The organism is Kribbella sp. NPDC050124 (genome assembly GCF_044460355.1).
Classification (GTDB): Bacteria; Actinomycetota; Actinomycetes; order Propionibacteriales; family Kribbellaceae; genus Kribbella.
Window position 1 is genome coordinate 1 of the sequence record NZ_JBITJU010000057.1, and the last position, 9,923, is coordinate 9,923.

10 protein-coding genes and 1 pseudogene are annotated in these 9,923 nt (G+C 64.2%); 6 read left to right on the forward strand and 5 right to left on the reverse strand.

Annotated elements, in window-relative coordinates; all coding sequences use genetic code 11:
- Positions 1-296: 296 nt before the first annotated feature.
- Positions 297-588, forward strand: a pseudogene (locus ACIBL3_RS46865) (transposase); the annotation flags it as partial.
- Positions 589-659: 71 nt separating this feature from the next.
- Here the strand turns inward: ACIBL3_RS46865 and ACIBL3_RS46870 are convergent.
- Entirely contained in the window at positions 660-1,319 is a 660-nt protein-coding gene (locus tag ACIBL3_RS46870; protein ID WP_396360555.1) for a DUF4241 domain-containing protein, read from the reverse strand.
- A gap of 126 nt (positions 1,320-1,445) precedes the next feature.
- On the reverse strand, positions 1,446-2,291 hold the full coding sequence (locus tag ACIBL3_RS46875; protein ID WP_396360557.1) for a hypothetical protein: 846 nt from the start codon (positions 2,289-2,291) through the stop codon (positions 1,446-1,448).
- A 384-nt stretch (positions 2,292-2,675) separates the two neighbouring features.
- On the opposite strand from ACIBL3_RS46875, the gene ACIBL3_RS46880 reads away from it, so the two are divergent.
- The 3 genes from ACIBL3_RS46880 (at position 2,676) to ACIBL3_RS46890 (ending at position 4,681) form a co-directional block, all read left to right on the forward strand.
- Positions 2,676-3,329 (forward strand): hypothetical protein, encoded by a 654-nt coding sequence (locus ACIBL3_RS46880; protein ID WP_396360558.1) that lies wholly within the window; start codon positions 2,676-2,678, stop codon positions 3,327-3,329.
- 202 nt (positions 3,330-3,531) lie between these two features.
- Entirely contained in the window at positions 3,532-3,873 is a 342-nt protein-coding gene (locus ACIBL3_RS46885) for a hypothetical protein (RefSeq protein WP_396360559.1), read from the forward strand.
- Positions 3,874-4,069: 196 nt separating this feature from the next.
- Entirely contained in the window at positions 4,070-4,681 is a 612-nt protein-coding gene (locus ACIBL3_RS46890) for a hypothetical protein (RefSeq protein WP_396360560.1), read from the forward strand.
- A gap of 725 nt (positions 4,682-5,406) precedes the next feature.
- Here ACIBL3_RS46890 and ACIBL3_RS46895 read toward each other — a convergent pair.
- The gene (locus tag ACIBL3_RS46895) at positions 5,407-5,637 is read right to left on the reverse strand and encodes a hypothetical protein (protein ID WP_396360561.1); all 231 of its coding nucleotides are present in this window, start codon (positions 5,635-5,637) and stop codon (positions 5,407-5,409) included.
- 117 nt (positions 5,638-5,754) lie between these two features.
- Here ACIBL3_RS46895 and ACIBL3_RS46900 point away from each other — a divergent pair, with 117 nt between their 5' ends.
- A complete protein-coding gene (locus ACIBL3_RS46900; RefSeq protein WP_396360562.1) occupies positions 5,755-6,012 on the forward strand; it encodes a hypothetical protein in 258 nt (85 codons plus the stop codon).
- Positions 6,013-6,059: 47 nt separating this feature from the next.
- Here the strand turns inward: ACIBL3_RS46900 and ACIBL3_RS46905 are convergent, their stop codons facing one another.
- On the reverse strand, positions 6,060-6,872 hold the full coding sequence (locus ACIBL3_RS46905) for a recombinase family protein (protein WP_396360563.1): 813 nt from the start codon (positions 6,870-6,872) through the stop codon (positions 6,060-6,062).
- 720 nt (positions 6,873-7,592) lie between these two features.
- Here ACIBL3_RS46905 and ACIBL3_RS46910 point away from each other — a divergent pair.
- Positions 7,593-8,279 carry a hypothetical protein gene (locus ACIBL3_RS46910; RefSeq protein WP_396360564.1) on the forward strand — a complete coding sequence of 229 codons (687 nt, stop codon included), beginning with the start codon at positions 7,593-7,595 and terminating at the stop codon, positions 8,277-8,279.
- A 60-nt stretch (positions 8,280-8,339) separates the two neighbouring features.
- Here ACIBL3_RS46910 and ACIBL3_RS46915 read toward each other — a convergent pair.
- The coding region (locus ACIBL3_RS46915) for a polymorphic toxin-type HINT domain-containing protein (protein ID WP_396360565.1) at positions 8,340-9,923 on the reverse strand (1,584 nt) is incomplete at its 5' end.

The window sequence follows — 9,923 nt, forward strand, 5'->3', positions numbered from 1 at the left end:
CAGGTCTGGAGCGGCCGTGTCGGCTGTGTGGTGTGTCGTCGCAACTTGCTGCAATCGGGTTGCGTCGGAGCGTATTTCGAAGGATAAAACTCTTCTTGACTTCGCCGGTGTCGCTCGGGGTGCGCCGGATCCGCCCCAAGTTTTGGAGTGTCGATGCGCCGCGCCCGCATGTTGCTGACACTGAGCAGAGTGGTGTACGACGTGATCCCGGTGGCGCGTCGCGCGGAGACGTGAACGCGGTCATCGGGTGATCCTTCGAGTGATCTCTCACAACCGACTCGAAGAAGGACACCGCGATGACCGCTGGGCCCAGTATCGACAGCCGAGTTCCTGCACGAACATCTCGAGCAGGCCAGTCCGGATCTGCTGCGGGAGCTGATGGAAGGCTTCATCAACAAGCTGCTGTCCGCGGATGCCGACAGCGTCTGCGGCGCCTCCTACGGGGTTCGCGACCCGGACCGGGTGCACCCCTGCAACGGCTATCGGTATCGCGAGCTCGACACCCGGGTCGGAACGCTGGATGTCGCGGTCCCGAAACTGCGCGAAGGCACGTACTTCCCGGACTGCCCTTACCGGGCTCGGCTGAGATGCCCGAACGAATGCGCTGACATGCCGAGTTCAGGAAGTTCCGCAGGGACCCGATCGTCCTAGAAGCCGGGTCAGCTCGCCGCCCGTCCGACCCGACCCTTGCTGTGGTTCAGCAACTCCAGGTCGACCATGACCATCGCGACCCTGTCAGAGGCATCGCGCCCGATTCGGATCGGATAGAACCCATCGCCCATGCCGCAACTGATGAAAACAGCGGCAGTGCCACCCGAGGCGTCGGGAATGGCCGCGAACCCGGCATCGCTGGCCTCGCGTATGGCGGCGTCGAGCTGGTCCTCATCGCCACTAAGCACTGCGAGGGATCCTCGCTTCGAAGCGTCGTAGAAGCAGGCCGTGCCGGCGTCGACACCGACTCCAAGGACTTTGCCGTCTGATCCCTCGTCGACCCAATTCCACGTGGCGACTGGGTTGTCGCTGATCTTGAGTGTGGCCGCCGTCACGAGACGGCGAGGGAGGTCCGTCCGCCCGGTGGAGGGCAATGCAACGACGGACAGCAACACGGGGTAGGCACCCGGAGGCACCTGCGCCACCACAGGCCAAGCTTCGTCGAAACTGCCAAAGTACGCGGGATCAACGGCGACGACCTGCCCTGTGGCAAGGTCCAGATGGCAAACCTCGACAACCTCCAGCGTGGACACGTCGCCCTCGCGCCATCGATGCTGCGCGCCCTGTTCCAAAAGGGCCTCGGCATCCAGCCACTGATCAAAACCCATTAATCGAACCTCTCCTGGAGACGCCACAAGCTACCAGTGCGGGTGCCGGTGCGCGCGATGCATGGAATGCACTCATCTAGCCGCTGTCCGCGCGGACATGCCGAGTTGCGGACTTTGCTAGCCGCACTACCTGCGTGGAGCCTCGTAGATCAGCTTGAACCGGTTGAAGTCGTCGGGCCACGGCGCGTCCTCGGGCAGCACCGGCGCCAACGCCTCGAACACCTGGCGGACCGCGTCACCCTCGTACTCCGACAACCGCGGCGTCGCCTGCAACACGGCCCCACCCGACGGCAACTCGACCGCACTCGCAAACGCGCCACCCTTGCGGACCGCCTCGATCCCACCCAACCGCTGCAGAACACCGGCCGACGTGACCGTCACCCACGAATAGCCCCGGATCTGGGAGTCCGACAGCGGCAGCGTGTCGTCCGGGAATGTCGCTCTTACATCCTCGAGCGGCGTGCGGGTCCCGGCCGAGATCGCGTCATCGGCAAGGAATCCGAACACCGCCGGCGACCGCTCGGCCTGCGCCAGCAGAAACTCCCGCCAAGCCTCCGGCACCTCGTCCGGAATCGGGGCGGTCTCACCCAACGTCCCCACAACGTAGGTAGCGTCCAGCCGCAGCCACTGCCGCGCTTCGGGTGGACGTGGCCGGTAGGCCGAAATCGTCAGACTCGGAACTCCGGCATGACCAAACCTGTTCAAGGTCGAGAACTTCGCCGACATCTCAACCGACACATCCGCCGCCTGCGACAAGAACCGTTCCCAGTTCTTCGGCGACCACGCACGCAACGACTTCGACAACCGCCGCTCACCCTGCCCGATCACCAGCAACGAACACCACCGCGAACCAACCGGCCCAAACGGCCCACCCGCCGGATCACGCAACCCCTCCGACGGCAAACCCGCCGCCGGAAGCTCGGCCATAAACTCGCCCGCAAGCCGCTCCACCGCGTCCGTGAACCAGTCCACCACCGCGGCCCCACCTCCGCCGCACCACCCGGCAGCAGATAGTCCAACTCCACCCGAAACCCACGCGCCGACCTCAGCCGGGTCGCCTCATCCGCCGCCGACATCCCGCCAGTCATCCGTTCGCCATCCCCGCCGGTGTTCCCTTCCAGATCGCCGAATGCCACGATCACCATCCACCTCATGGCTGCCCCGAGCATCACGCGCCCGGCGCGGCAGATCGTGGTGATCGCCGATCATAAATCGGATCCTCTCAGGCCAGCCTCGCGAACGTCCGCACATGGCTCCCGCGATCCGCGCACTGTCATGCCGAGTTAGTGCGTCGAATAGTCGCTCTGCATGCTCGGGGAGCGGAGTCGGTCGATGAGATGGCGAGATGATGTCTCCATGAGCAGCAAGCCAGAGTGGTGGCGCGGACAGTCGCCGCCCCGCGTCGCCCAAGATCCCGCGTCGACCGGCAGGTCTGTTTCGGGGTCGGTGACGACGATTGATCTGGACGCGATCACTCCCGGCGGCTCGGGGCTTCGCCGCCTGTACCTCGTCCGGGCGACCGTTTCAGACGTCCAACTTTGGCTCAATGACGTCAGTCTTCTAGTCCAGTGGTCCGCGTTTGAGAACTGCCACTTCCGCCAGCGCGTCAGGCCTGTGTTGAACCAGTACGGTTTCGCCGCGCAGGGCTCATTCGCCAACCGCCCGGCCGTCTACCGGGGCTGCACGTTCGAGCGGGTCCGGTTCAAGACGCTTGGCGGTTTCAACACCGGTGCAGGTCGCTTCGAGAACTGCACGTTTGTCAACTGCCGCTGGGAGGGCCACTTCGCCTATGACGCCGACCTGATCGACTGCCGGTTCGTCGGCCGCATGAACGGCTGCGTGTGGGGTGGCACGGACCGGGACTCCCAGAGGCGTAACGTGATCACCGGCAACGACTTCACCGAGGTCAAATTCACTGACAACGTCGGCTGGCGGCACGACTTCCCCATCGCCGACCAGGTCTGGCCCGAGAACTTCGTCCCACGAGTGGCCGACGACATCGAGGGGTGAGGGAACCGAGGGCGCAATCGAAGCCTGGTTCTCATTGAAGCGTGCCTACGGATTCACGGCGCCGGTCAGCGCCATGCGACTGAGAAGGCGCCCGGACATGCCGTCGAGAGTGAAGCGCGGTCATGCCGACGTGAGTGCACCCGACGGCTACCTACGTCTAGCCGATGATCGCCCGGCTCACGGATGAGCAAGGATGCGGCCTATGAGCCATGAGCATCACGTCTTCCGCAACCCACCGCCGGCAACACCGGGCGAGGTGCGTGCGGCGATCGATCGCCGCGAGCTTTTCAGCGCCCTGGACGCCATGGTTGGTGCCGTTCTGTATGGCGGTGGGGACTGGAAGGAGCTACAGGAACTCTATCTCGGTCTACTCGATCACGAGGATCGCCAGGTGAGACTACTTGCCGCGACGTGCCTGGGGCACCTGGCGAGGGTCTATGGCCGACTGGACGAAGACCGGGTGGTTCCCGAACTACGCCGCGTTGGGGCGGCCAATGCGTTGAAAGACATTGAGATCTACCTCCATCCGCGCCGTGCCCGTTGACCCGGGCGCGTGTGGCAAGCCGTCCGTCCGTGGACGTGGATCTAAGTCCGGTGCCCGGGTTTACGCCTACCGTGCCTGCCGGCATCCTCTTCTGCCGCGATCCGAGCGGGCGGGCCGATGTCCGTTCGGAGAAGACAGCCTCGCTGTATTCTCGGGCAGCGAGCCCCAGGAACGCTGTCTTTGTAACCATGGACGCGTGAGCCTTCGGCCGGTCGATCTGATCTCCGGGATGCCGGACCGCTTCACCATGCCGATTGAGTTTCTCGAACTCGCGGCGTGGACGACGCAGGTCGGGAACGTACACAACGGCTATGGGTACCTCGCGGATCCAAGGATCGGCGAACACTGCCTGGTGGCCATCGGCGATCCAGCGCGGACCAGCTGGGCCGGCTATCTCGTGGATCCGGACCGCCTCTGGTTCATCGCTGCGACGGGTGGCGAAGGCTCATCTGTCTGCCTTTGGCTCGATGACGACGGCCGGCAGCATGTGGTACACCACGGCTCGGGTTCTGGCTCGATTCTCTTCGCAGTTCTTCCGTCCCCGTTGGCCGTGCTTCGTCTCTTCGCTGTCGGCTACGAGGAGCCCTGCTGGAACACCGACTGGGGCGAGCCACCCGAGCAGGACGGTGCGGCTCTTGGGCTCTACCGGAGTTGGGTGCGCGAGCGGTGGGGAGTTCAGCCGGCTCGAACCGGGATCGAAGCACTGGGGCTTGAGGATGTTGCAGACCAATGGATCGCTGTCAACGGTCCTGCGAACGATCCATTCCTCCACTGGCTCGACCGGCCCGGAACTGTCGTCCGAAACTGACCTTCCCGCTCCCTGTCGCGACCGCGGCAGCACTTCCAGATCTGCCGCCGTCCGCGCGTGATCCTGCCGACGTGCGGGCCCTCGGCAGGCCATCCTCCGACCGGCAGCAGGCGCGCCGTCAGGTTGAGCGGGTTCCGCTGGCCAGGGCCATAGGGCACAGTTGCCATGTGCCCCCGTCGCTGGTCGTTCGCAAGGTCCGCTCTGAGGTCCGCCCGTGGGGCAACCGCACTCCTCAAGGCCGGGAGCTGTTGCCGTACGTCGATGACGTGAGCTTGGTCGATCTCGTCTCAGGATACGAACATGCGGCTCGTAATGCCGTGGCCGGCGGATACGCCGGTCTGGTACATGACCATTTCCACTGGCGACTTGGCCAGCTACCTCACAGGACCGCCCGACTCCTCGTAGTGGGCCAGGCACGGCGCCGTTGCGTTGCTCGGGTGCGAGTGCGGCGAGGTGGGCTGTTGGCCACTCGAAGCCGAGGTGCTGACTTCTGAGGACGTGGTGACCTGGCGCGGCTTCAGACAGCCGCACCGTCGAACTCGGGACTACGGGAGCTTTGAGGCGTCGTGTTCCGCCGCAGCCACTACGAACGCTCCCTTCGCGAAGCGATCCTGCAGGTGGACTCTGACGAAGTGCCGTAGTCGCCATTCGGCGCTGATACATGCACGCACAGCCGCGATCCGGGCGCGGTCATGCCGAGTTGCGCGCGGTGGGCCTGAGCCCTCCTAGGCGCCGCCACGGATGAATGCGAGTACCCGCGGCAAGACGTAGCAGAACTCGCCGCCGCCCCAGGAGTCAACCAACCCACCGGCACGCTCCATCGCGTCCCAGAACGGTTCGGTTGATCGGACGATGTCCTCCGCACCTGCCTCGTCGACGTCGAGGGCGGCCTGCACCGCGGCCACGACCTCGCGACGCGAATCTTGAGGCATGTCGTCCAGCGGATCGCGGTTCATGGGCGAGACTGTATCGCGCGGATCTGCCACATAGTGCGCGCGCTCATGCCGAATTCAGGAAGTTCCTGAAGGGCTCGATCGTCCTCTGCCTGCGGTCGGTTCCGATACCGTCGGGCTATGGCCGGTTGGGAGAGTCTGCGCGTGGATCTGCGCCGGTTGAGCGAGGAGTCACCGGGTGCGCTCAGGGTATTTCCTGTCCCCGATCGCGTGCGGCGTGAGCCCCCGTTCTACATCGAGCTGGCCGCGTGGGCAACCGACGTCGCGGCGATGCTGAACGCGAAGTACGGGAGCCTCGTCGATTTGCGTGTCGGGGCGATGACCTTTCCGGCCAGACAGTTGTGGGTGACCGACCAGGCTCGCAGGCTCGGGGTATGACGAGCATCCGAACGAAAAGTCCCGTTAGCAGGTCTCGGTTCGGCGGCTTACCGTGACTTTCCGTTCGGGTGTGCTTCGGCGATGGTTTGTGCGGCCTGGGGCGCTGTTGTCTGTTCGCCGTGCTCGCGCAGCATGCGCAGTACGGTTGCGGCCGAGGGGTGCTGCCCCTTCTTCTTGCCTGTGGTGATGACCAGGCGCTTGGCGACGTCGCGCAGGCTCACTCCCTGCTCGCGCAGGTGCAGGGCTATGGCCAGCATGTCCTGGTCGGTGACGCCGGCGCCGCCGATGGTCTTGCCGCGTTTGCGGGCCGACTCGTGGCCTTCCAGGGTGCGGTCTCTGATGTACTCGCGTTCCATGCCGGACAGGGCGGCTAGCACGGTGAATACCACTCCCGCCGGGTCGTGCGAGCCCTGGAGTTCGCCGGCGAGGAACTCCAGGCCGATGTCGTTGGCCTTCAGCTCCTCGGCCAGAGCGGCCAGTTCGATGCCGCGGCCGAGCCGCTTGTGTTCGTGAACAACGAGAGTGACTCGTACGGCGGAGCTGCGGATCTCGCGGGCCAGCTTGACCGCGGCCTCCAGTTCCGGCCTGCGGGTGGCCCGGGTAGAGATCTTTTCGGAGAAGACACGAGTGACGCCGGCACCGGAGAGGGCGTCGAGTTGGGAGTCCAGGGATTGGCGCGAGGTCGAGGCGCGGGCGTACCCGATCCGAACATGACCGACCGGCTCGCCACCGAGTTCGACCGGCCACGGGAGCTCGGTCCATACAGATCCCGGCCGGCGTACGGCCGGGGTGGGCACGTTCAGCACCTTGGCCAGCCGCGGCACGAGCCGAAAGCGGGCAGTGTGGTACTGGACCGCCACCTTTCCCTTCCCCGTACGGCACGGCGAGCCCGCCGGGGCGGCGCAGGTGGACATCGGGCACGCATACGCTTCCACGCGCTGGTAGTCCCGGTGATCCTGGTCGGCGCTGTTCACAGCGACCGACTGTTTCATAAGTACGTTTCACTCGTCCAGTTGTTTGCAACAACTCATGAAACATCGGTGCCCGCTCGCCGTTGGCGGCTGCCGACGTGTTTCACGAGCGACCACCTATGAAACGGGCCCCACGACCGGACGACCCTGCCCGCTACTAGCCACTCGAGGCCAGCTTCGGGAGTTCAAGGCCTAGCATCCGCACTCGACGTGGCTACTTTGCCCTTGGGGACACGTTCGGGAGTTCTGGGCCGTGTGGGGCGGTCCGGGGCAGGCACCAGGTCAGGTGGTCGGGAGTCGCTGCAGTACCGCCAGGATCGAACACGGGCCCCGCGCACAATAGTCAGATCGGTCCGCCAGCACCAATGGCCAGGTCAACTGTTAGCAGTGCCTGGACCCTCCTGTACCGGTGTTTTGTTACGCCGAGAGCCACCGCCGGGGGTGGCGCACCCTCAGCGCCGACAACATCCCCCCTGCCGATCTATGCCGTCGCAGCAACCGTCCGCGGCGTTGCCGTCAGGGATCAAGTCCTCGACCAACAGGGATCAGTTCCATCCACCGTGCACACAGCTCACTCCGACGATCCCATGCGTGGCGCATAATATGCACATGAACTATCTCGCCCCTACGGACAATCAGAGCTTACTGCTATTTCTCAGTAAATGGTACGGCGACCGGCCATCCGCTGGCGTACAGGTGGGACATGAATCTGGTGCCCCTACGGAACTTGTTGAATGGCACGAGATCTCCGCGCGCTGGGGCGGAGCGATCACCGCGCATAATTACGCCGTTCCTCTGGCGGAACTCAGAATCGAGGACGGGAAGATACCATTCTGGGTAGAGAACCAAGGAACTTGGGAATGGGCATTCGACCCGAACGATGAAGCGCATTCTGTGTACGAGCGAGAACCGTCTGAAGGCGGTAACCCCTGGACACCCACCGGCGAGCGGCTCTCAGATTTCCTGATCCATGCGACGGTCCTCGAGGCGATCCTGGGAGCCCCAGCGACGAAAGTCGCGCAGGGAGTACCGGCAGGATTGCTTGGCTCTCAGACAGGAGGCCGTGAACTTCCGTTTCTCCCCTGGAACTGGCCGGCCCGCGATTCACGCATCATCCTCGGTGAGAAATGGTTGGCTCTTGTCCACCCGAGCGATGATATTGAATCAGGCCATGACATTGTGCTGGCAGCTGTTGCGCCAGAGGATCTCGCCTGGGCCGAGACCACGCCCGGAATCAAGTGGCGCTCCTACACCAACCCTCAGGATCACACAACCGATGAACCGCCGCCCTGGTAGTAGCAAAAGCTGCGAATCGGCGGCCGATCAATCAGGTCGGCCGCCGATCGCTGTCCTGAGTCAATTGGGAAGCCCCACGAATCTCTCAGTTCCTTGTGGCGATCTGACCCACAATTCGACGCCTTCTGGCAGCATGTCCCGCAATGTGTTTCTACAGGTTCCGCACGTTCCACTCGGATAGTCGATGTAAAGGACCGCCTGTCTAATGCCCGGATTCATGCGCAGGAACGCTGCCGCGTGTGTCTCGACATGCCCTGCATTTGCTTTGATCCGGCCTGGGAGGACCTTAAGAAGACCCGACTGGCCGCCTGGACCACTAATCATCGGCAGCTGATCGTTACCGACATCAAGAATCCCTACAGTTCGCCGGTCATAATCCTTCGGCAAATCTTTCAAGTACGGCCCGCAACCAGAGTTGTTGTGGACCAGGACCGGCATGTTTCCTGCCAGCACGTAGTAGGTGTGGATGTCGTCGACGGTGAGGTTGTAGGCGGTTGCCCCGCGCTGCGTGCCTGGACGGATGCCCTTGACTCGTACCAGGTTCCTGCCAGGGGTGACGAGTTGATCGCCTGCATCGAGTTGGTCGGCGCGTTGGAACTCGCTGTCGGTGGCGTTCCAGAACGGGTGGTCCTCGGTGGTGGTGAGGAGGCCGCCCTCGACTTCAAGCTCAAGCAGCGTGTCGGTGTGGACCCAGAGATGGGTGACCCTCCGCGGTCCTCGCTCACCGGTTTCCGGGTCGGCGGCGAGAACCTCGTCGCCGACCTTCACTTGCGAGATGGGCTTGCGTGAGCCGTCACCCATCTCAACTAATGTCTCACCACTGAAGCTGCAGAAATCACCACCGCCCATCGCACGGCTGCCGGTCGGCGCCTCAGGACCGCCGGTGAGGCGAACTGCCCCGCCGTCATGGCCGAGGCCAACTCCCATCGGGCCGGTCGGGGTGTACGGGCCGCACCGAATACCAGGTTGCTGGCACAGCGCATTAGCGAACTTGTTGGAGAACTTGACATCGGACCAACCGCAGGTCGTTGTCTTGCCGTTCTCCACTTTCCAGGTCTCTAGGTTGTTGCAACCGACGGTCCCGGCATGTCCTTGGCCACCTCGACCGCCGATGAGCTCCGACTCGACCGCGTCATACGCCGCGTCGAATTCCTTCGAGTCCTCGGCAGCCACCTCGCGACTTCCCACGATTACGCTCACAGGCTCAGGCGCTCGACCTCCGCCTGACGTCAACGACTCGTTGATGTGGCCGTCGAGTTCGATGCGGCCGATGGGGTTTCCGCCGCCGAACATATAGCGGTTGGTGTTCCACGGATCCGCCCCCAGACCCATGTCGCCCAGCGCCCCGTCGTACATGTCGCGGGTGAGGAACCGGTTCAGGCTGGGGTTGTACTCGCGGAACCCCATGTCGTAGGTGCCGGTGGCACCGTCGAAACGGCTCGAGTTGAACCGGTACGGGTTGACGACGTCGGCGTCCTGAGCCGAGTCGTCCATGATCTTGTCGTCGCCGGTGGTGCCGGCCTTGTCGGCCTGGCCGTAGGCGGTGTACCGGTACGTCGACGTCGTGGCGCCGGTGGTGGCGTCGGTGAGGGTTTCGGTGTCGCCGTGCGGGTTGGTGCCGTAGAACATTTTCTTCGACACACC

Bases quoted from the DNA above. Each gene is read 5' to 3' on its own strand.
- ACIBL3_RS46870 (WP_396360555.1), bottom strand. From the start codon at position 1,319: ATGGGTTTTGATCAGTGGCTGGATGCCGAGGCCCTTTTGGAACAGGGC.
- ACIBL3_RS46880 (WP_396360558.1), top strand. From the start codon at position 2,676: ATGAGCAGCAAGCCAGAGTGGTGGCGCGGACAGTCGCCGCCCCGCGTC.
- ACIBL3_RS46885 (WP_396360559.1), top strand. From the start codon at position 3,532: ATGAGCCATGAGCATCACGTCTTCCGCAACCCACCGCCGGCAACACCG.
- ACIBL3_RS46895 (WP_396360561.1), bottom strand. From the start codon at position 5,637: ATGAACCGCGATCCGCTGGACGACATGCCTCAAGATTCGCGTCGCGAG.
- ACIBL3_RS46900 (WP_396360562.1), top strand. From the start codon at position 5,755: ATGGCCGGTTGGGAGAGTCTGCGCGTGGATCTGCGCCGGTTGAGCGAG.
- ACIBL3_RS46910 (WP_396360564.1), top strand. From the start codon at position 7,593: ATGAACTATCTCGCCCCTACGGACAATCAGAGCTTACTGCTATTTCTC.